The sequence below is a fragment of the Pseudomonas sp. LBUM1662 genome (assembly GCF_059695915.1).
In genome coordinates this window covers 3673905-3697076 of sequence record NZ_CP166793.1, presented here as the reverse complement: position 1 = coordinate 3697076, position 23172 = coordinate 3673905, and the positions used below count along the sequence as shown (strand labels likewise).

Here is a 23172-nt window from a genome sequence, read left to right as displayed (position 1 = left end):
AGACACGCATGACCCAGATTCTTGGTCACAACTACATTGGCGGCCAGCGCAGCGCTGCCGGCACCGTCAAACTGCAAAGTGTCGACGCCAGCACCGGCGAAGCCTTGCCTCATGATTTCTTCCAGGCGACACCTGAAGAAGTCGATGCCGCCGCCAAGGCCGCCGCCGCAGCGTACCCGGCTTATCGCAGCCTGAGCGCGGAACGTCGCGCACAATTTCTCGATGCCATTGCCGACGAACTCGACGCCTTGGGCGATGATTTTGTCGCGGTTGTCTGCCGTGAAACGGCATTGCCTGCCGGACGTATTCAAGGCGAGCGCGGGCGCACCAGCGGCCAGATGCGTCTGTTCGCCAAAGTACTGCGTCGCGGCGATTTCTACGGCGCTCGAATCGATCAGGCATTGCCGGATCGCCAACCGCTGCCCCGGCCGGACCTGCGCCAATACCGCATCGGTCTTGGGCCAGTCGCAGTGTTTGGCGCGAGCAACTTTCCGTTGGCCTTCTCCACGGCGGGCGGCGACACCGCATCGGCGCTGGCCGCCGGTTGCCCGGTGGTGTTCAAGGCGCACGGCGGCCATATGGCCACTGCTGAACAGGTCGCTGATGCGTTGATTCGCGCAGCGGAAAAAACCGGCATGCCGGCCGGTGTGTTCAACATGATTTACGGCGGCGGAGTCGGCGAAGCGCTGGTCAAGCACCCGGCGATTCAAGCGGTCGGTTTTACCGGTTCGCTGAAGGGTGGCCGCGCGTTGTGCGACATGGCCGCCGCACGTCCACAACCCATCCCGGTGTTCGCCGAGATGTCGAGTATCAACCCGGTGATCGTGTTGCCGCAGGCCTTGGACGCTCGGGCAGACACCGTCGCCCGCGAACTGACCGCTTCGGTGGTGCAGGGTTGCGGACAGTTCTGCACCAATCCGGGTCTGGTGATCGGTATTCGCTCGCCGCAATTCACCGCGTTTGTGCAACAGATGGCGGGGCTCATCGGCGATCAGCCGGCGCAGACGATGCTCAACGCCGGAACCTTGAGCAGCTATGGCAAAGGCCTGCAAAAACTCCTCGCTCACCCGGGCATCGAGCATCTGGCTGGCAGCCCGCAGCAAGGCAATCAGGCGCAACCGCAGTTGTTCAAGGCTGACGTCAGCCTGTTGATCAATGGCGATGAAGTGCTGCAGGAAGAAGTGTTCGGTCCGACCACGGTGTTCGTCGAAGTCGCGGATCAGGCACAACTCAGTGCCGCGTTGAACGGCCTGCACGGGCAGCTGACGGCGACGATCATTGGTGAACCGGCGGACTTCGAACAGTTCAGCGAGTTGACGGCATTGCTTGAGCAAAAGGTTGGGCGGATCCTGCTCAATGGCTATCCGACGGGTGTTGAAGTCTGTGATTCGATGGTCCACGGCGGGCCGTATCCAGCGACTTCCGATGCGCGCGGCACGTCGGTGGGCACGTTGGCGATTGATCGCTTCCTGCGGCCGGTGTGTTTCCAGAACTATCCGGACAGCTTGCTTCCAGAACCGTTGAAGAACGCCAACCCACTGCGAATCCAACGCCTGGTGGACGGCAAACCCTCCCGCGACGCTCTCTAACAGCCGAGCCCCCCCCTGTGGGAGCGGGCTTGCTCGCGAAAGCGGTGTATCAGTCAATACATGTGTCTACTGACACTCCGCATTCGCGAGCAAGCCCGCTCCCACATTGAGCTATCATTGCGTCTTTCCCTTCAAAGATTGACTGCCATGACTGCCGCAACCGACACCTTGATCTCCACCCTCGAACACTGCGATATGGTGGAAATCGACGGGCTGCACGCCTTCGAATTCTCCCTCGATGAAGACGACAATCTGCACATCGAGCTCCTCGACGGCCGCGTGTCCAAGCACTGGGAATTCACTCCCGCCGAGGTCGAGGCCGCGACCTTCGATTCAACCCTGCAAAGCTGGCTGATCACCGGTGCTTCCGGCGAACACCGGTTGGTGTGCATGACCGCGTTCCGCGGTGATGACGACGAGGAAGAAGGGAATGAGGATGCATAAGCTCTGGCCACTGTTGATGGCCGGCAGCATCGGCGCGATGGGCATTGAGGCAGCATCGGCCGACGACTATCAATTGCTGGTCGGTTCCTACACAGCGGGGCAAAGTCAGGGGATTTATCGCCTGAACTTCGACAGCGCCACAGGCCAGATCAACCCCAAGCCGTTGCAAGTGGTCACCAGTGAAAACCCGTCCTGGCTGACCGTTTCCAACGATCAGCAGCGCCTGTTCGTGGTCAACGAAAACGGCCCGGGACAGAAAGACCCGGTCGGACGCGTCAGCAGTTATGCGATTGACCCCAAGACCCATGCACTGAGCCTGATCAATCAGGTGCAAAGCCTGGGCAACGAGCCTACGCATTCCAGCCTCAGCGGTGACGCCAGTCACTTGTTCGTCAGCAATTATTCGGTGGTTGAAGACCCGGGCGGCACACTGGCGGTGTTGCCGGTCGGCGCCGACGGCAAGCTCAAACCTGTGGTGCAGATGAGCAGTCATCCGGCGAGTCGGGTCAATCCCGAGCGGCAGATGTCGGCGCATGTGCATTCGACGGTTTCATCGCCGGACGGAAAGTACGTGTTCTCCAACGACCTGGGTGCCGACAAGGTCTTTGTCTACCGCTTCGATCCAAAGTCCAACCCGGAGCTGCCGTTGACAGCCGCCACACCGGCCTCAGTTGCGATGCCAGCCGGCAGCGGGCCGCGTCATTTGCTGTTCAGCGCCGATGGCAAACACGCCTGGCTGACCATGGAAATGAGCGCGCAGGTCGCGGTGTTCGATTACCAGGACGGCAAGCTCGAGCAAACGCAAATGGTCGATCTGGCGGCAGGTCAGCCGGTCTCCGACAAGGCTGCCGCGGCACTGCACGCATCGGCTGATGGCAAGTTCCTCTACGTCAGCAACCGTGGCACCGCCAATCAGTTGCTGGTGTTTGCTATCGACTCTGCGAGCGGCCACCTCAAGGAGCTGCAGCGTCGTTCGGTGGACGGTGATCACCCGCGCGAGTTCAGCCTTGATCCGAGTGGCAAGTTCTTGCTGATTGCCAATCAGAAGAGCAACCAGATTGTCGTCGTCGAACGCGATGCCAAGAGCGGTCTGCTGGGTAAAACCGTGCAGAAACTGCCGATGGATGCCCCGAGCGACCTCAAGTTCCTGGTGCGTCAATAGGCCGCAGGCCCCGGTTGATGGGGCCTGCACCCTTGTATTAATGAGACTGATATCTGCTAATGCTACAAAAGATTTCAAGGCGCCAACCTCGAAGGTTAAGTTTGCTTCACGGCCCCACCGGGCAAGCAAGCCAACTGAATCCGAGGAATACCGCCATGAACTTCAATCTCTTCTCCATCATCGCCGCATCCGCCATCTCTGCCACCGTTGCTCTGCCAGCCAGCGCCAACGTTGAAATCAGCGACAAAAAATCCCACACCCAGAGCTACACCCAGAAATACCTGCAACAGAGCGCCAACTTCTACGCGGCACTGGATCACAAGACCCAAGCCTGAAATTCAAGCCCTGCACCTTTTATGCAGGAGCGAAGTCACTTGCGTCGATCGGGCTGAACAGCGTCGAGAAACCTGAGTGATGTCGCTCCTGCATAACGCGTTTACGACAGCATCACATTGCCATCAATCAAGCGCTTGATATCACATAGCCATGCGTTTAGATTCGACGCTGAGTTTTTGACTCCTTATCTGATAACAAGGATCGACAGCATGGCGATGCGTCTGGCAGTGGTTCTTCTTTTTCTCTATTCCACCCCCATTCTTTCGGCTGCCCAGCCCGTTCCAGACGAGCCGGATGCGGCCCGTGAGCGCTTGATGAGTTTTATTGAAGACTGAAATAGACTGGCTTAATGATTAACGAAGCTGATGGTTACTATGGAAAACCCTGAGTGGTTGTCACAGCTTTTTTGATCGATTCTGTGGGCTCTGAAACATGCCCACGGAGATCACCATGGCCAGCTCAATCCTCACTTCTGCCAAATACGGCGCCTACCTGGCCATAGGTCTTTACGTGGCCCTGGTACTGGTCGTCAGCATTTCGGCGCAATCGCAACACACGTTTGAAGCTCCCGTTCAGGTCGCTTATCCCGCCATCCAGTTCGAACACCGCGCCCAAAACGCAGGGGTCGATCACGACGACTTGGCGGGAGTGGCAGGGGCATGAAAGGAGGCAAACTCTGGGTCATCGCCTTTCTGGCGTTCATGACCAATGGCGCTTCACTGTTGGGGATCGGGCAGGGCTCGGCGGGGTCCGTTGCGCGGTCCATCGAAGCCAATCACAACCTTGCGCGTAACATCGAAACCGCAAAAGCGCTGGGCCTGCTGGCCGGAAATCCACCCATGAAACGCCAAGACGATTTCTTCGGGCCGTTCCAGGTTGATTGTTCCGTTCTTGAAATGTGCGAAGTATTCGCCTGACACCGCCCCTTGTAGGAGCGCAGAGGTTGGTTACTTCTTCATGATTGCGGTGAACAGCTCTGACTCCAGAAACCGCTGCAACCACGCCTGCAACCGCACGTAAGGCGTCTGCCCGAACCATTCGCGATCGACATGAGCGAATTGCCGTATGAACGGCATCAACGCCACATCCGCGAGGCTCGGGTGGTCAGTCAACAAGTAGTCGCGCCCCTCCAGCAATTCATCCAGCTTGCGCAAGAACACCTCGCCCTGCGTCCGATAAAACGTCATCGGCTGCTCGGGGTAACGCTCGGCGTACTTGTAGCGATTCAGATGCACCTTGAACGCCTGATCGTTCTCTTCGATCAACGCGGCGATCAGTTGTTGCCCGGCAGGATCATCCTTGAGCAACCAGTCCTGCGGATCATTCTGCGCCAAGGCCCAGTGCATGATCGCCAGGCTTTCATCGATCACCTGACCGTCGACACTCAACACCGGGACCGTGCCTTTGGCCGATAGCGCGAGCATTTCGGCAGGCTTGGCCTTCAGGCTGACTTCGACAATCTGCAGCGCAACGCCTGAATAGCGCAACGCCATGCGCGCTCGCATGGCGTAAGGGCAACGGCGGAACGAATACAGCGTATTCATTTCACCTCCAGGGTGCTCAGGCCATTGCCCTGGCGGTGGACCTGGATCTGCACCGGAATTCGCTCATGCATTTCCTGCACGTGGGAAATCACCGCGACCTTGCGGCCCTGCGCCTGCAAGCCATCCAGCGCATCCATGGCCAGTTGCAGGGATTCCGGATCAAGGCTGCCAAAGCCTTCGTCGATGAACAGCGATTCGATTTTCAGTGTGCTGGAGGCCATCGACGCCAAGCCAAGGGCCAAGGCCAACGACACCAGGAACGTCTCGCCGCCCGACAACGAATGCACCGAGCGCAGCTCGTCGCCCATCTCAGTGTCCATCACCAGCAACCCGAGCATGCTGCCACCGCGTTTCAGGCGATAGCGCCGCACCAGTTGCCGCAACTGTACGTTGGCGTGATGCACTAGCAAGTCGAGGTTGTAGGCCTGGGCGATTTTGCGGAAGGTGTCGCCGGTCGCGGAACCGATCAACGCATTCAAACGGGCCCAGCGCTGATACTCGCTGTACGCATCGGCGATCTGCTGCGCCAGGGCCTGATTGGCGTTCTGCCGACGCTGATCCTCGGCCTGTTCGGCACGCAGTTCGGCGCAACGGTGTTCGCTGGCGGCGAACAGGTTTTGCAGGTCTGCCAGCGCCGTGGCGAGTTGCTCGGCGTCGAGATTGCCGTTGTGTTGCGCCTGGTGATTGAGCAAGCGCTGATCGCGTTCCTGCAAGCGCACGTTGGCCTGTTCGATGGCTTTTTCGCTTTGCTGCAAGTGCTGCCGCAGCTCGCTGACCTGTTGATCGTCGACGCTCAGCAGCGCTTCCAGTCCGCCATCGTCGAGCTCCGGATGCAGGGCACGCCAGTCGGCAATCTTCGCGCTCAGTTCGCGGTCTTCGGTTTCCAGAGCCAGCAGGCGCTCTTGTTTGGCTTTGAGTTCGGCGGCCAGTTCGACCAACCGCGTGCGCACTGTTTGCAGTTCCTGACTGGCCGTTGCCTGGGCATTGCGCGCCTGTTCGACGGCTTGGTCCAGTTGCTGCTGCCAGTGTTCGGCGCTGCTGTGTTCGCCGAGCAATTGCGTCAGCTGTTGTTGGCAAGCCTGTTGCTGCTCGGCGAGGACGCTGAACTGTTGTTGAGCCGTTTCCAGTGCCTGGATGCGAGCCAGTTGCCGGTCCTGTTCTTTTTCCAGCGTCTGCTGACGTTGTTGCTGTTCGCCGAGCTCATCGCGTCGTTGGTCAAGTTGCTCCAGACGCTGGACGATCTGCCGGTCAAGCTGCATGAAGGTCGCCGCCGGTTCGTTGCGCAAGGCCTCCAGCGTCTCGGCCGGGAGCAGGGTGCTGAAGGCGCCCAATTCTTCGTCGAGACGCTGGCGATCACTGCTCAGCTCACGCTGCTGATTGCTCAGGTGCTGAGTCGCTTGCTGGCTTGCTGCTTCGACACTGCGCAGTTGCTGCTGAAGGCGAGTGGCGTCTTGTTGGAGGGTGAGCAGGGCGGTTTGCCGCTGTTCATCCTGGGTGATGCTTTGGTTCAACTGGCTGTTTTGCTGCGCCAGCCAAGCGTCGCGTTTACTCGCGTCCTGAGCCAGCAACTGCGTGGACAACGGATGCGCTTCGAGGCTCGGCGTCAGGCCCTGTTGCTGGATGGCGAGTTGTTCCTGCTGCTGCAACAGTTCCTTTTGCTGGGCGATCAAGCCGCCGACTTCACCGCGTAAATCAGTGAGTTTTTCTTTGAGCAGGTCAACGGCTTTTTGCGCGTTGGCCTGCTCGCTTTCATCATGGCGGCCGAGGCTTTGCAGCAACGCTTCGGGCTGATGATAAGGATGGTCGGGGCTGCCGCAGACCGGGCATGGCTGATCGTCCTGCAACTGTGCGCGGAGTTCTTCGACACTGGCGCTGCGGGCCAGACGCTGACGCTCGAGCAGTTCGCGAGTGACGCTCAGGGTCTGTTCGGCGACCACCAGGTCGTTCTTGGTTTTCACGCCGTCCTGGGTCAGGCGATCACGTTCCTGCTGAGCGCTGAGCTGGCGTTGCGAGAGCTCGGCGCCGCGCTTGTCGATCTCCTGCTGGCTGGCCCACAGGCGTGTCAGTTCTTCGAACGCTCGCAGTTGTTTGCGGTTGTCCTGCAACAGGTTGCCCAACAACTGGATCTGTTCGGCCACGGCTTCGGGTTCGGCGCCGGCCTCTTTGTAGAGCACTTCCAAGTGCTGCTTTTGAGCCGTCAGTTCTTCGCTAGCGCGGGTGGCGCTTTGCTCCAGGGCGGCCAGTTCAGCCTGGCCCTTGTTCAAGCGATTGCCGATCAGCATCAGCTGTTGCAGGCGATCACGGTAAGCGTTCCACGCCTCGCTCAACGGTGCCAGGGGCGTGCTTTGCTCAAGCTCCCCGGCAATTCGCTCCAGACGTGCAGCCACCTGCTTCTGTTGCTCAAGCAGGCCGTGAATCGTGTTCTGCCCTTGAGTGCTGGCCAGTTCTGCCTGCTGCTTGAGTTCTGCACTCGCACTGGCGTCTTTGATCAGCCGGGCGAGGGTGCTTTGCGCTTCAAACGCCTGTCGCAGCAGCGGAGCCTTTTCGGTGTGTTGGCTTTGCGCTTCCACCAGCGCAGTCTGCGCAGCGCTCAGGCTCTGTTCGAGTTGCGCTTTGCGCTCGTCCAACTCGGCTTGCTGCTGGGTGTGTTGCTGAATCTGCGCCGCAAGCGGTGTGAGCTGGGCGGTGAGTTCGGTTTTGCGGGCGAACTGGTGCCGTTGCGGGGCCAGTTGTTCCAGGCGCGTCAGCTTCAACCGCTCGCCGGCCAGGCTTTCCCAGTGCTGCCGGGCGCCGGTCAGTTGCTCGACGGCGCTCTGCTGGTCATCTTGTATCTGGCGCAGCTCCTTGAGCCAGGTGTGCTGCAACTCAAGCTGTTTGAGCTGCGCTTGCTGGGTCTTGAGTTGCTGCTGCGCCTCTTTGAAACGTTCATCCAACTCAGTTCGCGCTTCGGGTGACAGTGGCGTCACGCCCGTGGCCTGATCTTGCAACAGCTTGTGTGCTTCGCGAGCCTCTTTAGCTTTGTCGAAAGCACGGCGACCGAGGCGGGTGTACAGCGCGGTGTCGGTGAGCTTTTCCAGCAGTTCGCTGCGTTCGTTGTCGTTGGCCTTGAGGAAGGCACTGAACTCGCTCTGGGCCAGCAGCACGGCGCGGGTGAACTGTTCGAAGTTCAGGCCCAGCACGGCTTCGAGCTGGGTTTTGAACTCGACTTTCTGACTGGCCAGCAACTGATCCTGATCGATGTCGCGCAGACTCTGACGACTGATTTGCATCTTGCCGCCGGCCTTTTCCCGGGCGCGATTGGCTTCCCAGCGCGCGCGATAACGACGGCCGTCGATGCCGACAAAATCCACTTCGGCATAGCCTTCGCCGGTGCCACGTCGCAGCAAGGTGCGTGGGTCGCCGGTGCTGATTTCGCCGTCGGCGTCCGGCGCTTTGGCAGACACTTGGGCATTGCTCAACCGTGGCACGGCGCCAAACAGGGCGAGGCACAAGGCGTCGAGCAAGGTGCTTTTGCCGGCGCCGGTCGGCCCGGTGATCGCGAACAGGCCGGCGCTCGCCAGCGGTTCAGCGGTGAAGTCGATTTCAAAAGGTCCGGCCAGGGAGGCGAGGTTTTTCAGGCGGATCGCGAGGATTTTCATGGTTGTTCGCTCTCCATCTGCACATCCTGCAACAGCTCGGCAAAGTCCTTCAGCGTCTGCTCATCGACCTCGCTGCCGTAGCTGTCCTGCCAGGCGCGACTGAACAATTCCTGGGGCGTGAGCTGGTCCAGTTCAATCAACGTGGTGCCGTCATCGGCGCCTTCGCGACTGCCGTTGCCGGCGTACTCGGCGGCGATGCGCACCAGGCGCACGGCTTTGCCTTGCAGGGCGGTTTCAACCTGGTGGCGCAAGTCGGGTTGCGGTTCGTCGAGCCGCACGCGCACTTCCAGCCACGGCTGGCGCTGGATGTCGGCGAGCAAATCGATGTTCGGCAGGTCGGCCAGTTGCAAGAGGATTTCAGCCAGGGGTGCAGGGCCGATGCGTTGCAGGTTAACCGCGCGAGGGATCAGTTTTGGTTCGACGCTGACCAGGGTTTCGCCGTCGAGCGTGACGTCGAGAATCTGATGCTGATAACCGATTTCCGAGAACGACAACGGAATCGGCGAGCCGCTGTAGCGGATGCGCTCTTCACCGTTGACCTTCTGCGGTTTGTGCAAATGCCCGAGGGCGACGTAGCTGATGCTCGGCCCGAACAGGCTGGCGGGCAGGGCTTCGGCATTGCCGATGATCAGGCTGCGTTCGGAGTCTTCCGAGACCGAACCGCCGGCCATGTGTGCATGGCTGATGGCAATCAGCGCCTGGCCCGGCTTGCGCTTGGCATTGGCCGCCTCGATCAGCCATTCATGAACCTGACCGATGCCGCGCAGGTAGTTGTCACCCAGCTGCGCGCCGGTCACTTCGGCAGGTCGCAGGAATGGCAGCGCCAGGCACCAGCCGGCAATTTCACCGCTGGCATCCGGCAGCGGCAGCAGCAGCCGTTCGGCATCCAGTTGGCCGTCATCCAGCCACAAGACCCGGCCGAGCGCATGGGTGCGCAAACGGCGCATCAACGGCGCAGGCAGTTCGATTCGCGAGCCGGAATCGTGGTTGCCGGCGATGATCACGATGGTCAGCAACGGTTGCTGCTCGTGGGCGCTGACGATGAATTCGTAGAGGCGTTCCTGGGCTTTGACCGGCGGATTGACCGTGTCGAAGATATCGCCGGCGATCAACAGCACATCAGGCTGGTCCAGCTTCAGCTGGCGCAACAGCCATTCAAGAAAGCAGGCGTGCTCGAAATCGCGTTCCTGGCCGTGCAGGTTCTGCCCAAGGTGCCAGTCGGAGGTGTGAAACAGACGCAAGGCGAACTCCGTAGGAAATAAGGTAATGGCCGCGTGGAAAATGATGGCGGCGAAAGGGGAGAGAGTTTACGGGTAAAGCGATATCAAACCTACCGCGGGAACTGGTTGCCAGCGATGGCTGCCTCAAACTCAACTCCAATTTCAAGGGCCCCTTCGCGGGCAAGCCTCGCTCCTACAGGACCGGGTGGCGACACGACCCTTGTAGGAGCGAGGCTTGCCCGCGAAGGCGTCCTAGAGGGCGGCGCGGGATTCAGGTTCGTTTCGCCAGCAAGCCGGCTCCTGCAGGATTGGGGTTATTTCGGATAAAGCGGCGGCAGGCCACTGTCACCCACCGGGTCCTGTACCCGCTCGGCAATCGGGATCGCCTTGATTGCCCGCCACAGTTCTTCGCCTTGCCAGTGCTGGCCGGTTTCGCTGTAGAGCGCGCCGTTCAGGCCGTCCAGTGCGTCGGACAGTGGCACGAAGCGGGCGGCCATGTCGGCAAGGGTTTCCGGTTGTTGCCGGGCCCAGGCGTCGAGGGCCTGGCGGGTGGCGTGAGGATCGTTGGCCTGGCAGGCACGTTTGAGTTCGTCGAGGACGGTGCGTGGGCTCGGGCCGGTCTGTGCGGCACGCAGCACGGCCGGTTGCCAGCGGCCACGCCACCAGAGGCCGAAGCCCAGCAACGTGGTGCAGGCCAGGATCAAGGTGCTGAGTTTCCACTTCCACAGGATTTCACTGTCGACGCCGGCATTCACTTGCGCGGTGCTCATCGGCGTATCGACCACCAGGCTCGGGTTGCTCGCCACTTCCAGGCTGCGGGCCGGCAGGCTGCTGTGTTCCAGGTGATCTTCGAAGGTGTTCCACCAGACCACTTCCACCGCAGGCAGCTCGATGGCGCCACTGCGGCCCGGCACCAGTGCTTCGCGATCTTCACGGCTGCCGATCAAACCGCGTTCGGTATTCTGGTTGCTCAGCACCGGTTGATCCGGGTAGCGCCGCAGGCCGTTGACGTCGGTGGCGGGCAGCGGCGGCAGTTGTGAGCTGGCCAGGCCTTCGGCCTTCAAGGTCAGGCTGCGGGTCAGCGAATCACCGACCTGCGCATGGTCCGGCTCCGGGTTCCAGCTTTCGCTCAGGCTCAGGCTGCGAGCCGGCAGCCAGGGCAGGTCGGCCGGGTAGGTAATGGGTTTGGCCTTGACCGTCAGCAGAATCGGGGCCGAGCTGACACGCATCAGTTTCCCGGATTTCGGCGCCTGGGCGGCGGCGTCCTGAGCGGGCTGCGCGTCCACAAGCGTGGCGCTGAACATCTGCGCCGGAATGGTCAATTCGCCGCTGTGTTGCGGGTAGATCGCATAGCGCATTTCGATCACGCCATGCCGCAGATTGTTGATGACTTTCTCGTACGTGCGCGACTCGCCCAGTTGTTCGATGCGCGCATCGGGAATCTGCAATGGGGTCAGGCTGCTGTCGTCGTACAGCGACACCGAATGGTAGATGCGCAAGGTCAGGATCGCCTGGGCCTGCACGTAGACGCTGGTCTGGTCGAGACTGGCATCGATGAATACCGGCGCCAGTTTGTTCGCGGTGTCCTGTGTTTCGCTTTCGACCACTTGCACGGTGATCGGCTGACTCTGGACGTCGCCCAGCTGCAACGGTGGAATCGTCACGCTGCCGTTTTCCTTCGGCAGCAAAGTGATGATCCAGCGCGTGGTGGCGCGGTTGTCGCCGTTCAGTGTGGTCAGTTGGTTGACCTGGCGGGTGCCGCGCACTTCGAACAGCGGCTCCAGCGGCGCCAGGTCAGGCTTGCCGAACTGCGTCACGTCGTTGGATTCCAGGGTCAGTTCAACCGTCTCGCCGGAGTTCAGGCGACTGCGATCGACGCTGGCGACCAGCGCTGCCGCCTGGGCCTGGGCGGTGCAGAGCAGCAGGGCGAGCATGAAAAGGGTGAAGCGGGTCATCGCGTTTTTTCCTGATCCTGATGTTGTTGCTGTTCGTACCAGAATTTGCGTCTGAGCAATTCGCCCGGGTCATCGGGGATCTTGCGCAGCCATTGCTCCAGCGCCTGACGCTGTTCGCCATCGATATTGTCGCTGGCCGGCCGCATCGGTGGCGTGGTGGTTTGCTCGTCCTCCAGTTCGCTGCCCGGGACTTCATTGGCGCCCGGCTTCGGTGGCGTCGTGGCCTGCTGCCCGGCGTCCGGAGTGGTCTGCTCGGCGTCGGATTTCGGATGGTCAGTGTCCGCCGGTTGCGTGGCAGCACCCGGTGGCGGCTCTTGCGCCGTGGTCTCGGGGTCGTCACTCGCGGTTTTCTGCGGCTCGACCGGTGGCGGTGCGTTTTTCTGCTTGAGCAGACTCTCGACCAACGCCTTGTTGGTCTGTGCCGGGCGCAGATCCGGTTGCCGCTCCAGTGCCTGTTCGTAAGCGTCCAGCGCCGCTTCCAGCTCACCGCTTTTAGCCAGGGCGTTGCCACGATTGTAGTGGGCGTGGGCATCGTTGCCCTGGGCGAACCGCTGGGCGGCGCCGCTGAAGTCGCCGGCCTCATACAGCGCCACGCCTTGCCACTGCGGATCTTCAAAGTGCTGCGACGCCTTGGCCGGATGGCCCTGCCTGAGCAAATGCAGGCCCCGTTGATCGGGGCGCAGCCACAAGTCTTCAAAGTCGAAGGCATAGCTCGGTTGCGGCAGCAGGAACAGCAGCGGCAGGCAGAACAACCAGCCACGACGACCGGCACAGGCGGCGAGCAACAACAGCGGCAGCAGCAACCAGTAACCCTGATCGGCCCAGGTGTCGAGGCGCAAGGTCTGGCCGTCGTTACGCAAGGTGCGTGGGCCATCGAGCAGGCCAAGCCCGCGCAAGTCGGCATCGTCCAGACGCGCCGGGCGATAGCGTCCGCCGAGGTCGTTGGCAAAGGCTTTCAGGCTCGGACTGTCCAGGTGCGGCACCAGAATCGCGCCCTGATCGTCCTTGAGGAAACTGCCGTCCTCTTGCGCGACCGGCGCGCCTTCGGCGGTACCGATCCCGAGCATCAGAAACTGCGTCGATTTTCTCTCCAGCGCCTGGCGAATGCCTTCACGTTCCAGGTCCGTCAGGGTGGAACCGATCAACAGGATCCGGCCTTCACCCAAATCGCCCTGATTGAGCAGCGCCAGGGCTTTGGTCACCGCCAGATCGGCGCGATGGCCGGCCTCGGGCATCAGCGATGGCTTGAGTGCGTCCAGCAGATTGCGGCTGGTCGACAGGTCGTCCGACAGTGGCACCAAGGTGTGCGCGCTGCCGGCGTAGACGACGATCGCGGTCTGGGCGTCGCTGCGGACTTGCAGCAGGTCCAACAGCTTGCGCCGGGCCTGTTCGAGTCGGTTCGGCGCGACGTCGGTGGCGAGCATTTCCGGGGTCAGTTCCAGCACAACCACCAGCGGGTCGGCGGGCTTCTGACTGAGTTGTTCGACGCGCTCCCAACTCGGCCCCAGCAAGGCCAGAACGGTCAGCACCCACGCCACGCCGAGGACGACCCACGGCAACTTGCTGTCGCGACCGTTGCCACCGCTCAGCAATGCGGCGTGGAAGGCCGGCGGCAGGATCATCTGCCAGCGCCCGGCGCGTTTTTGCCGGTGCCAGAGTTGCCAGAGCAACCAGCCCAACAGCGGCAACAACAGCAGCCACCATGGGCGGAACCAGTACGGCCACAGCGCACTCATCGGCGCCTCCGCAGGCGCAGGCGTTTGAGCCGCTGGCGCCAGTCAGGCAGTTGCGTCTGCAAAAACAGATCCTTGGTGAACAGCCGTTGCAGCGGGTTATCCGGCCAGCGCTCGCGCACCACCAGCAACATGCTCAACAGCAACGCCAGCGCCAAAGGCCAGTGATACAACGCTTGCGCCGGGCGTGCCTGGGTCGGTTGTTGAGTCACCGGCTCGAGTGTGTCGAGGGTGTCCTTGATGGTCTGCAGTTCTTTGCCATCGCGGGCGCGGAAGTACTGGCCCCCCGTAGCTTGGGCGATGGCTTTCAGCGCCGGCTCGTCGAGGTCCAGGCTCGGATTGACCCCAAGGAAACCCAGGGTGCCGCTTTGCTCCGGATCGGCGCCGATGCCGATCGGGTAGATTTTCACGCCTTCTTTGGCGGCCAGTCGCGCCGCTGTCAGTGGATCGATTTCACCGCCGTTGTTTGCCCCGTCCGTGACCAGGATCAGCACGCGGCTCTGGGCCGGACGCATGCGCAGCCGTTTAAGGGCCAGGCCGATGGCATCGCCGATCGCGGTGTTTTTGCCGGCGATGCCGATGCGCGCTTCGTCGAGCCACACGCGCACGGTGCGCCGGTCGAATGTCAGCGGCGCTTGCAGGTACGCCTGGCTGCCGAACAGGATCAGGCCGACGCGGTCACCGTCGCGACTTTCAAGGAAATCACCGAGCAAATGCTGGACCAGTGACAGGCGGCTGACGTCTTCGTCCTGCCACTGCATGTCGGGGAAATCCATGGAACCGGACACGTCCACGGCCACCAGCAGATCGCGACCACTGGCGGCAATCGGCAACGGATCGCCCAGCCATTGCGGGCGCGCCGCCGCCATCAGCAGCAACAGCCACAGCAAAATGAACGGTGCTTGCTGGCGCCACGCCGGCAGGTTGGCCCGGGCGCGCCGACGGGCCAGGCCTTCGAGGTCATTGAGAAAGCTGACTTTGAGCGCCGGTTCGCCACTGTCGGCCACCGGCAGCACGATGCGCATCAGCCAAGGCAGCGGCAGCAGGGCAAAGATCCACGGCCAGGCGAACTCAAACATGTTTGCGAATCCAGGTGTCGACGGCTTGAGTCAGGCCGGCGATGGCCTTGTCGTCGAGTTTGCATTCGGGTTTATAGGCGCCTTCGACCAGCACCATCCAGCGAGTCAGGCCGGCGGCGGGGCAGCGGTTGTCGAGGAACGCCAGCCATTTGCGCCCGTTGAGGGTGTGGCTCTGGCTGTAGGGGTAGTGGTTGCGGCACAGGCGTTTGAGCAAGCCGTTGAGCTGCTGCAACCAGGCGCCGGCGGGTGCGCCGTCGTAGGGTTTTGGCATCCGCGCGAGTTCCGCCAACGCAGCGATACGCACCGGGTCCAGCGGTTGTTCGGCGCGGATGATCGGGCGTTTATTCGGGATGAAGCGCCGCGCCTTCCACAGCCCGAAGCCGATCAGCGGCAGCAACAACAGCAACAGCCACCAACCGGGCGCGGGCGGCCAGAACTCGATGGGCGGCGGGGAGATCAGCGGTTGCAGTTGATCGAGGCTGCTCATCGACCTTTCCCCGGTTTTTGTGGGTTCAGGTATTCGCGCAGTTGCTCGACCATCTCGCTCTGGGTGCTCAACGGCATCAGCAATACGCGCAGCTTTTGCGCGAGCAGTTCCCAGCGAGCGATACGGGCTTCGGCCTGGGCGCGGTAGGTCTGGCGCAGGTCGAAATTCAGCGTGTCGAGTTCCAGTTGCGCGCCGCGTTCGGCGAAGCGAAGCAGCCCGGCGGCAGGCAGGGCGTGGTCCAGCGGATCGGACAGCGGCAGCAGCAACAGGTCGCAATGGCGTGACAACAGACTTAGCTGTTGCTCCGAACCTTCGGTCAAGGCGCGTTCATCACAGATCACAATCACCAGACTGCCTGGACGCAGCACTTCCCGTGCACGCCGCAGGGCCAGGTTCAGGGAGTCGCGGTTCTGCTCGCTTTCGGTGTGCAGCGACTGATTGACCCGTACCAGACGGTTCAGCAGTTGCAGCAGGCTTTGCTTGCTGCGCCGAGGCTTGATCTCGTAGTGCTCGTTGTCACCGAACACCAGCCCGCCGACCCGGTCGTTATGGCCCAGGGCGGCCCAGCCAATCAGGCTCGCGGCCTGGGCGGCGAGTACCGATTTGAACATCAGCCCGGAACCGAAAAACAGCCGACGGCTTTGCTCGACCATGATGAAAATCGGTCGTTCGCGTTCTTCGTGAAACAGCTTGGTGTGGGGTTCCTGGGTGCGGGCGGTGACGCGCCAGTCGATGGTGCGCACGTCGTCGCCGGCCTGATAGACCCGCACCTGATCGAAGTCGACGCCACGGCCACGCAGCTTGGAGTGGTGCAGGCCGATCAACGGGCTGCGCTGGCTCGGCGTGGAAAACAGCTGCACTTCGCGCACGCGATGGCGCATCTCGATCAGCTCGGCGAGGCTGACGCGGATGCCCGGCTCGGGCGGCAGGAGGGCGTTCATCGGGGTCAAGCGACGGCTACGACGTCGAGAATCCGCTGGACCACCCGGTCCTGATCGATGCCAGCGGCTTCGGCTTCAAAGGAAAGAATGATGCGGTGGCGCAATACGTCGAACAGCACCGCCTGAATGTCTTCCGGGCTGACGAAATCGCGACCCGCCAGCCAGGCGTGGGCCCGGGCGCAACGGTCGAGGGCAATCGAACCGCGTGGGCTGGCGCCGTAGGCGATCCATTCGGCCATCTCGGGGTCGAACTTGGCCGGGGTGCGCGTGGCCATGACCAGTTGCACCAGGTATTCCTCCACGGCGTCGGCCATGTACAGACCGAGGATTTCCTTGCGTGCGGCGAAAATCGCCTGCTGGCTGACCCGACGCTCGGGTTTGGTTTCACCGTTCAGGGCTTCGCCCCGGGCCTGTTGCAGGATCCGGCGTTCGACAGCAGCGTCCGGGAAGCCGATTTTGACGTGCATCAGGAAGCGGTCGAGCTGGGCCTCCGGCAACGGATAGGTGCCTTCCTGCTCGATCGGGTTTTGCGTGGCCATCACCAGAAACAGCGGCGACAGCTCGTAAGTGCTGCGCCCGACACTGACCTGGCGCTCGGCCATCGCTTCGAGAAGGGCTGATTGCACCTTGGCCGGGGCACGGTTGATTTCGTCCGCGAGCACCAGGTTGTGGAAGATCGGGCCTTGCTGGAACACGAAGCTGCCGGTTTCCGGGCGATAGATTTCGGTGCCGGTGATGTCGGCGGGCAGCAGGTCGGGAGTGAACTGGATGCGATGGAACTGGGCTTCGATGCCTTCGGCGAGTTCTTTGATGGCCTTGGTCTTGGCCAGCCCCGGGGCGCCCTCGACCAGCATGTGGCCGTCGGCGAGCAAGGCGATGAGCAAGCGCTCGATGAGTTTTTCCTGGCCGAGAATCTGCGTTGAAAGAAAGGTTCGCAGCGCTAGCAGCGCTTCACGATGTTCCATCGATGACTGTTCCTGGAAAGGGTGACCGAAGACGTTCGAATAACGCCAGGGCTGGGGGCGTTACTTTAATGCATCGCGGGGGGCGGCGACTAACGGCATTTTGTGCAAAGTGTGGGAAATGAGGGGCGAATTTGTTGGAGATTTGTAGGGGCGGGGAATTGCGGCGTGCTTTCGGACGCCTTCGCGGGCAAGCCTCGCTCCTACAGGTGACCGCGTCTGTCAGATACACGCGGTCCACTGTAGGAGCGAGGCTTGCCCGCGAAGAGGCCCTCCCAGACACCATCAAAGCTCGCTTATATAAGTCCCGGTGCCCTTGAGGATGTTCTGCAGGGTCAATTCAACTTCAGCCAGATCACTCGCATCCGTGCTGTGAATGATCTCCAGCGAATCATCGCCATTCAACGCATCCGCATCCGCCGCCGCGATTTCAATCAGCAAGCGAGTTGCGCTCAAGGTCACCTTCACGCCATCCAGCGTCGAAGGCTCGCCATCAAGGGTGATTTCCAGCTCGTCTTCGTCCGGGTAACGGGTCATCAGGAACATGTCGCCCTGTTCGCTGTGGCAGCAGAGCATGGCCATGTTGTCTTCTTCGTCATCGCACGGGTTGACGATCAAGAGGGGGGTGGTCATTTGCATGGGGAAATCCTGGCTCGGCGAGCGTTGAGAACGCAATAAAAGGCGATTCTGCCAGCCCTCGGGAATTTCTGCTTGGCTGAGTGTCAGAGGATGTGTCGTGAACACTTGGTGTGTTGCTGGTCATTTCTGGTACGGATGTGCCGTAAAACCGGGGATAAACCGCCCGTTTTCCTGCACGACTGCTAGTGTTGTTCGAGGCGTATGCCGCCAGCTGCGTACCGATGACCGAATATGTCGCAGCGCCGCAAGCACAGGCCTTGCCGCACTCGTTAAGCTGCGCATCGAATGGATATCCGTAAAGACATTGTGCAATTCATCGCACAGGCGTTTTTGCCGATAGCCATCCATGGAAGGTGAATGTGACCTGAGTGTCTCGTCCAGCTTCACCCACCTGTCATCCTGTTTCCTCTGCCCGAGAATCAGGAACAGGGTGACGGATCGCCCCGAAAGGGGTTTTGCACGCGACGCTTCCATCAATAACAAGCCCAAGCGGAGTACCACAGATGGCGTTCTTCACCGCAGCCAGCAAAGCCGACTTCCAGCACCAACTGCAAGCGGCACTGGCCCAGCACATCAGTGAACAGGCACTGCCACAAGTGGCGCTGTTCGCTGAACAATTCTTCGGCATCATTTCCCTGGACGAGCTGACCCAGCGTCGGTTGTCCGACCTCGCCGGCTGCACTCTTTCTGCGTGGCGCCTGCTTGAGCGCTTCGATCACGCGCAACCGCAAGTGCGCGTCTACAACCCTGACTACGAACGCCACGGCTGGCAGTCGACCCATACCGCGGTCGAAGTGCTGCACCACGACCTGCCATTCCTGGTGGACTCGGTACGTACCGAGCTGAACCGTCGCGGCTACAGCATTCATACCCTGCAAACCACTGTGCTGAGCGTGCGTCGCGGCAGCAAGGGCGATCTGCTGGAAATCCTGCCGAAGGGCACCCAGGGCGAAGGCATTCTGCAAGAATCGCTGATGTACCTGGAAATCGACCGTTGCGCCAACGCGGCCGAGCTCAATGTCCTGACCAAAGAGCTGGAGCAGGTTCTCGGTGAAGTCCGCGTCGCGGTCACCGATTTCGAACCGATGAAAGCCAAGGTTCAGGAAATCCTGACCAACCTGGACAGCAGCCAGTTCGCGGTTGATCCAGAAGAAAAAGCCGAAATCAAAAGCTTCCTTGAATGGCTGGTGGGCAACCACTTCACGTTCCTGGGCTATGAAGAATTCGTGGTTCGCGATGAAGTCGACGGCGGCCACATCGTCTACGACCAGGATTCCTTCCTCGGCCTGACCAAACTGCTGCGCACCGGCCTGACCTACGATGACCTGCGCATCGAAGACTACGCCGTGAACTACCTGCGCGAACCGACCCTGTTGTCGTTCGCCAAGGCTGCGCACCCGAGCCGAGTCCACCGTCCGGCTTACCCGGACTATGTGTCGATCCGTGAAATCGACGCCGACGGCAAAGTCATCAAGGAATGTCGTTTCATGGGCCTGTACACCTCTTCGGTGTATGGCGAGAGCGTGCGGGTCATTCCGTACATCCGCCGCAAGGTCGAAGAAATCGAACGCCGTTCCGGCTTCCAGCCCAAGGCTCACCTGGGCAAGGAACTGGCGCAGGTGGTTGAAGTGCTGCCGCGCGATGATCTGTTCCAGACCCCGGTGGACGAGCTGTTCAGCACCGTGATGTCGATCGTGCAGATCCAGGAACGCAACAAGATCCGCGTGTTCCTGCGCAAAGACCCGTACGGCCGTTTCTGCTACTGCCTGGCCTACGTGCCGCGCGACATCTACTCCACCGAAGTGCGCCAGAAGATCCAGCAAGTGCTGATGGATCGCCTGAAAGCCTCGGATTGCGAGTTCTGGACCTTCTTCTCCGAATCCGTGCTGGCTCGCGTGCAGCTGATTTTGCGCGTCGATCCGAAGAACCGGCTCGACATCGACCCGGTCCTGCTGGAAAAAGAAGTCGTGCAAGCCTGCCGCAGCTGGCAGGACGACTACGCCAGCCTGATCGTCGAAAGCTTCGGCGAAGCCCACGGCACCAACGTGCTGGCTGATTTCCCGAAAGGCTTCCCGGCCGGTTACCGCGAGCGTTTCGCTGCCCACTCGGCCGTGGTCGACATGCAGCACCTGCTGAGCCTGAACGAAAAAAATCCACTGGTGATGAGCTTCTATCAGCCACTGGGTCAGGTCTCCGGTCAGCGCGAGCTGCACTGCAAGCTGTATCACGCCGACACGCCGCTGGCACTGTCCGACGTGTTGCCGATCCTGGAAAACCTCGGTCTGCGCGTGTTGGGTGAGTTCCCGTACCGCCTGCGTCACAACAGTGGCCGCGAGTTCTGGATTCACGACTTCGCGTTCACCGCCGCTGAAGGCCTGGAACTCGACATCCAGCAACTCAACGACACCTTGCAGGACGCCTTCGTCCACATCGTGCGTGGCGATGCCGAGAACGATGCGTTCAACCGCCTGGTACTGACCGCCGGCCTGCCATGGCGTGATGTGGCGCTGCTGCGCGCCTACGCCCGTTACATGAAGCAGATCCGCCTGGGCTTCGACCTGGGTTACATCGCCAGCACCCTGAACAACCACACCGACATCGCTCGCGAGTTGACCCGGTTGTTCAAGACCCGTTTCTACCTGGCGCGCAAGCTGACCAGCGACGACCTGGAAGACAAGCAGCAACGCCTGGAACACGCGATCATCGCCGCGCTGGACGAAGTCCAGGTGCTCAACGAAGACCGCATCCTGCGTCGCTACCTGGACCTGATCAAGGCCACACTGCGGACCAACTTCTACCAGACCGATGCGAACGGCAAGAACAAGTCCTACTTCAGCTTCAAGTTCAACCCGCACCAGATTCCAGAGCTGCCGAAGCCAGTACCGAAGTTCGAAATCTTCGTTTACTCGCCTCGCGTCGAAGGCGTGCACCTGCGCTTCGGCAACGTGGCGCGCGGTGGTCTGCGCTGGTCTGACCGTGAAGAAGACTTCCGTACCGAAGTCCTGGGCCTGGTAAAAGCCCAGCAAGTGAAGAACTCGGTCATCGTGCCAGTGGGCGCCAAGGGCGGCTTCCTGCCGCGCCGCTTGCCACTGGGCGGCAGCCGTGACGAGATCGCAGCCGAGGGCATCGCCTGCTACCGCATCTTCATCTCGGGCCTGTTGGACATCACCGACAACCTGAAAGACGGCGCGCTGGTTCCGCCGGCCAACGTCGTGCGTCATGACGACGATGACCCGTACCTGGTGGTCGCCGCGGACAAGGGCACTGCAACCTTCTCCGACATCGCCAACGGCATCGCCATCGACTACGGCTTCTGGCTGGGTGACGCGTTCGCGTCCGGTGGTTCTGCCGGTTACGACCACAAGAAGATGGGCATCACCGCCAAGGGCGCGTGGGTCGGCGTACAACGTCACTTCCGCGAGCGCGGCATCAATGTCCAGGAAGACAGCATCACCGTGGTCGGCGTCGGCGACATGGCCGGTGACGTGTTCGGTAACGGCTTGTTGATGTCCGACAAGCTGCAACTGGTCGCAGCGTTCAACCACCTGCACATCTTCATCGACCCGAATCCTGAGCCGGCGAACAGCTTCGCCGAGCGTCAGCGCCTGTTCGACCTGCCGCGTTCGGCGTGGTCGGATTACGACACCAGCATCATGTCCGAAGGCGGCGGGATCTTCTCCCGTAGCGCGAAAAGCATCGCGATTTCCCCGCAGATGAAAGAGCGCTTCGACATCCAGGCGGACAAGCTGACCCCGACCGAACTGCTGAATGCCTTGCTCAAGGCCCCGGTGGACCTGTTGTGGAACGGCGGTATCGGTACTTACGTCAAAGCCAGCACCGAAAGCCACGCCGATGTTGGCGACAAGGCCAACGATGCACTGCGCGTGAACGGCAACGAACTGCGCTGCAAAGTCGTGGGCGAGGGCGGTAACCTCGGTATGACCCAGCTGGGTCGTGTCGAATTCGGCCTCAATGGCGGCGGTTCCAACACCGACTTCATCGACAACGCCGGTGGTGTGGACTGCTCCGACCACGAAGTGAACATCAAGATCCTGCTGAACGAAGTGGTTCAGGCCGGTGACATGACCGACAAGCAACGCAACCAGTTGCTGGCGAGCATGACCGACGAAGTCGGCAACCTGGTGCTGGGCAACAACTACAAGCAGACTCAGGCCCTGTCCCTGGCGGCCCGCCGTGCTTTCGTGCGGATTGCCGAATACAAGCGCCTGATGAACGATCTGGAAGGCCGCGGCAAGCTGGATCGCGCCATCGAGTTCCTGCCGTCTGAAGAAGCGATCAACGAACGCCTCGCGGAAGGCCACGGCCTGACCCGTGCCGAGCTGTCGGTGCTGATCTCCTACAGCAAGATCGACCTCAAGGAAGCGCTGCTCAACTCCCAGGTGCCGGACGACGACTACCTGACGCGCGACATGGAAACCGCTTTCCCGCCAAGCCTGGTGAGCAAGTTCTCCGCCGCCATGCGCCGTCACCGTCTGAAGCGTGAGATCGTCAGCACCCAGATCGCCAACGATCTGGTGAACCACATGGGCATCACCTTCGTTCAACGACTCAAAGAGTCGACCGGCATGAGCCCGGCGAACGTGGCCGGTGCTTATGTGATCGTGCGTGACATCTTCCACCTCCCGCACTGGTTCCGTCAGATCGAAGCGCTGGATTACCAGGTCTCCGCCGACGTGCAACTGGAGCTGATGGACGAGTTGATGCGTCTGGGCCGTCGCGCCACACGCTGGTTCCTGCGTGCCCGTCGCAACGAGCAGAACGCTGCCCGTGACGTCGCGCACTTCGGTCCGCATCTGAAGGAGTTGGGCCTCAAGCTCGACGAACTGCTGAGTGGCGAGATCCACGAGAACTGGCAGGCCCGCTATCAGGCATACGTCGAAGCCGGCGTGCCGGAGTTGCTCGCACGCATGGTGGCTGGCACTTCGCACCTGTACACCTTGCTGCCGATCATCGAGGCCTCCGACGTGACCGGCCAGAACCCTGCGGACGTAGCGAAGGCTTACTTCGCCGTGGGCAGCGCGCTGGACATCACCTGGTACCTGCAACAGATCAGCGCTCTGCCGGTTGAAAACAACTGGCAGGCCCTGGCCCGTGAAGCGTTCCGTGATGACGTCGACTGGCAGCAACGTGCGATCACCATCTCTGTCCTGCAACAGGGAGACGGCACTCAGGACGTGGAAACCCGCCTGGCGCTGTGGATGGAAGAGCACAACGGCATGATCGAACGCTGGCGCGCCATGCTGGTGGAAATCCGTGCCGCCAGCGGCACTGACTACGCCATGTACGCGGTGGCCAACCGTGAACTGCTGGACCTGGCGTTGAGCGGGCAAGCGGTAGTGCCTGCACCTGTTGCTGCAGCTGCCGAGCTGGAACCGGCTGCCTGAACAGGCGTTGAATGAAAAAGCCCCGCATTGAGAGATGC

Annotated in this window: 18 protein-coding genes; 8 read left to right on the top strand and 10 right to left on the bottom strand. The window is 61.4% G+C overall.

The genetic code is table 11. The annotated features are described in order from the left end of the window. The first annotated feature begins 8 nt into the window (after window positions 1-8). The 7 genes from ACA049_RS16515 (at window position 9) to ACA049_RS16485 (ending at window position 4448) form a co-directional block, all read left to right on the top strand. Window positions 9-1589 (top strand): aldehyde dehydrogenase (NADP(+)), encoded by a 1581-nt coding sequence (locus ACA049_RS16515; protein ID WP_497328382.1) that lies wholly within the window; start codon window positions 9-11, stop codon window positions 1587-1589. A gap of 147 nt (window positions 1590-1736) precedes the next feature. Then, window positions 1737-2033 (top strand): DUF5629 family protein, encoded by a 297-nt coding sequence (locus tag ACA049_RS16510; protein WP_497328381.1) that lies wholly within the window; start codon window positions 1737-1739, stop codon window positions 2031-2033. Next, window positions 2020-3195, top strand: coding sequence for a lactonase family protein (locus ACA049_RS16505; protein ID WP_497328380.1), 1176 nt, complete (start codon window positions 2020-2022; stop codon window positions 3193-3195). Before ACA049_RS16510 ends, ACA049_RS16505 begins: the two co-directional genes overlap by 14 nt. Window positions 3196-3350: 155 nt before the next feature. Continuing rightward, window positions 3351-3530, top strand: coding sequence for a hypothetical protein (locus ACA049_RS16500; RefSeq protein WP_473656206.1), 180 nt, complete (start codon window positions 3351-3353; stop codon window positions 3528-3530). A 210-nt stretch (window positions 3531-3740) separates the two neighbouring features. Further along, a complete protein-coding gene (locus ACA049_RS16495; protein WP_255141673.1) occupies window positions 3741-3866 on the top strand; it encodes a hypothetical protein in 126 nt (41 codons plus the stop codon). A gap of 115 nt (window positions 3867-3981) precedes the next feature. Next, entirely contained in the window at window positions 3982-4194 is a 213-nt protein-coding gene (locus tag ACA049_RS16490) for a hypothetical protein (protein ID WP_497328379.1), read from the top strand. Further along, the gene (locus ACA049_RS16485) at window positions 4191-4448 is read left to right on the top strand and encodes a hypothetical protein (protein ID WP_497328378.1); all 258 of its coding nucleotides are present in this window, start codon (window positions 4191-4193) and stop codon (window positions 4446-4448) included. The genes ACA049_RS16490 and ACA049_RS16485 overlap by 4 nt, the downstream gene beginning before the upstream one ends. A gap of 30 nt (window positions 4449-4478) precedes the next feature. Here the strand turns inward: ACA049_RS16485 and ACA049_RS16480 are convergent, their stop codons facing one another. From ACA049_RS16480 to ACA049_RS16435, 10 genes are all read right to left on the bottom strand, one after another. Beyond that, window positions 4479-5075, bottom strand: coding sequence for a glutathione S-transferase (locus ACA049_RS16480; protein ID WP_497328377.1), 597 nt, complete (start codon window positions 5073-5075; stop codon window positions 4479-4481). After that, entirely contained in the window at window positions 5072-8713 is a 3642-nt protein-coding gene (locus ACA049_RS16475) for an AAA family ATPase (protein ID WP_497328376.1), read from the bottom strand. The genes ACA049_RS16480 and ACA049_RS16475 overlap by 4 nt, the downstream gene beginning before the upstream one ends. Beyond that, window positions 8710-9954 carry an exonuclease SbcCD subunit D C-terminal domain-containing protein gene (locus ACA049_RS16470; protein WP_497328375.1) on the bottom strand — a complete coding sequence of 415 codons (1245 nt, stop codon included), beginning with the start codon at window positions 9952-9954 and terminating at the stop codon, window positions 8710-8712. The genes ACA049_RS16475 and ACA049_RS16470 overlap by 4 nt, the downstream gene beginning before the upstream one ends. Window positions 9955-10247: 293 nt before the next feature. Next, window positions 10248-11888: a BatD family protein gene (locus tag ACA049_RS16465; protein WP_497328374.1), complete on the bottom strand. Its 1641-nt coding sequence runs from the start codon at window positions 11886-11888 to the stop codon at window positions 10248-10250. Continuing rightward, window positions 11885-13624, bottom strand: coding sequence for a tetratricopeptide repeat protein (locus ACA049_RS16460; protein WP_497328373.1), 1740 nt, complete (start codon window positions 13622-13624; stop codon window positions 11885-11887). Before ACA049_RS16460 ends, ACA049_RS16465 begins: the two co-directional genes overlap by 4 nt. Further along, window positions 13621-14700 (bottom strand): vWA domain-containing protein, encoded by a 1080-nt coding sequence (locus ACA049_RS16455; RefSeq protein ID WP_497328372.1) that lies wholly within the window; start codon window positions 14698-14700, stop codon window positions 13621-13623. Before ACA049_RS16455 ends, ACA049_RS16460 begins: the two co-directional genes overlap by 4 nt. Beyond that, window positions 14693-15187, bottom strand: coding sequence for a DUF4381 domain-containing protein (locus ACA049_RS16450; RefSeq protein ID WP_497328371.1), 495 nt, complete (start codon window positions 15185-15187; stop codon window positions 14693-14695). Before ACA049_RS16450 ends, ACA049_RS16455 begins: the two co-directional genes overlap by 8 nt. Next, window positions 15184-16128 carry a DUF58 domain-containing protein gene (locus tag ACA049_RS16445; RefSeq protein ID WP_438659141.1) on the bottom strand — a complete coding sequence of 315 codons (945 nt, stop codon included), beginning with the start codon at window positions 16126-16128 and terminating at the stop codon, window positions 15184-15186. The genes ACA049_RS16450 and ACA049_RS16445 overlap by 4 nt, the downstream gene beginning before the upstream one ends. Window positions 16129-16133: 5 nt before the next feature. Further along, on the bottom strand, window positions 16134-17093 hold the full coding sequence (locus ACA049_RS16440; RefSeq protein WP_003218556.1) for an AAA family ATPase: 960 nt from the start codon (window positions 17091-17093) through the stop codon (window positions 16134-16136). 282 nt (window positions 17094-17375) lie between these two features. Next, complete coding sequence (locus ACA049_RS16435; protein WP_497328370.1) at window positions 17376-17729, bottom strand: hypothetical protein; 354 nt, start codon at window positions 17727-17729, stop codon at window positions 17376-17378. Window positions 17730-18232: 503 nt separating this feature from the next. Here ACA049_RS16435 and ACA049_RS16430 point away from each other — a divergent pair. Beyond that, window positions 18233-23134, top strand: a complete 4902-nt coding sequence (locus tag ACA049_RS16430) for an NAD-glutamate dehydrogenase (protein WP_497328369.1) — start codon at window positions 18233-18235, stop codon at window positions 23132-23134. The last annotated feature ends 38 nt before the right edge of the window (window positions 23135-23172 follow it).

Bases quoted from the DNA above. Each gene is read 5' to 3' on its own strand.
- ACA049_RS16460 (WP_497328373.1), bottom strand. From the start codon at position 13,624: ATGAGTGCGCTGTGGCCGTACTGGTTCCGCCCATGGTGGCTGCTGTTG.
- ACA049_RS16465 (WP_497328374.1), bottom strand. From the start codon at position 11,888: ATGACCCGCTTCACCCTTTTCATGCTCGCCCTGCTGCTCTGCACCGCC.
- ACA049_RS16490 (WP_497328379.1), top strand. From the start codon at position 3,982: ATGGCCAGCTCAATCCTCACTTCTGCCAAATACGGCGCCTACCTGGCC.
- ACA049_RS16435 (WP_497328370.1), bottom strand. From the start codon at position 17,729: ATGCAAATGACCACCCCCCTCTTGATCGTCAACCCGTGCGATGACGAA.
- ACA049_RS16440 (WP_003218556.1), bottom strand. From the start codon at position 17,093: ATGGAACATCGTGAAGCGCTGCTAGCGCTGCGAACCTTTCTTTCAACG.
- ACA049_RS16430 (WP_497328369.1), top strand. From the start codon at position 18,233: ATGGCGTTCTTCACCGCAGCCAGCAAAGCCGACTTCCAGCACCAACTG.
- ACA049_RS16455 (WP_497328372.1), bottom strand. From the start codon at position 14,700: ATGTTTGAGTTCGCCTGGCCGTGGATCTTTGCCCTGCTGCCGCTGCCT.
- ACA049_RS16510 (WP_497328381.1), top strand. From the start codon at position 1,737: ATGACTGCCGCAACCGACACCTTGATCTCCACCCTCGAACACTGCGAT.
- ACA049_RS16480 (WP_497328377.1), bottom strand. From the start codon at position 5,075: ATGAATACGCTGTATTCGTTCCGCCGTTGCCCTTACGCCATGCGAGCG.
- ACA049_RS16450 (WP_497328371.1), bottom strand. From the start codon at position 15,187: ATGAGCAGCCTCGATCAACTGCAACCGCTGATCTCCCCGCCGCCCATC.
- ACA049_RS16495 (WP_255141673.1), top strand. From the start codon at position 3,741: ATGGCGATGCGTCTGGCAGTGGTTCTTCTTTTTCTCTATTCCACCCCC.
- ACA049_RS16515 (WP_497328382.1), top strand. From the start codon at position 9: ATGACCCAGATTCTTGGTCACAACTACATTGGCGGCCAGCGCAGCGCT.
- ACA049_RS16445 (WP_438659141.1), bottom strand. From the start codon at position 16,128: ATGAACGCCCTCCTGCCGCCCGAGCCGGGCATCCGCGTCAGCCTCGCC.
- ACA049_RS16500 (WP_473656206.1), top strand. From the start codon at position 3,351: ATGAACTTCAATCTCTTCTCCATCATCGCCGCATCCGCCATCTCTGCC.
- ACA049_RS16505 (WP_497328380.1), top strand. From the start codon at position 2,020: ATGAGGATGCATAAGCTCTGGCCACTGTTGATGGCCGGCAGCATCGGC.
- ACA049_RS16485 (WP_497328378.1), top strand. From the start codon at position 4,191: ATGAAAGGAGGCAAACTCTGGGTCATCGCCTTTCTGGCGTTCATGACC.
- ACA049_RS16475 (WP_497328376.1), bottom strand. From the start codon at position 8,713: ATGAAAATCCTCGCGATCCGCCTGAAAAACCTCGCCTCCCTGGCCGGA.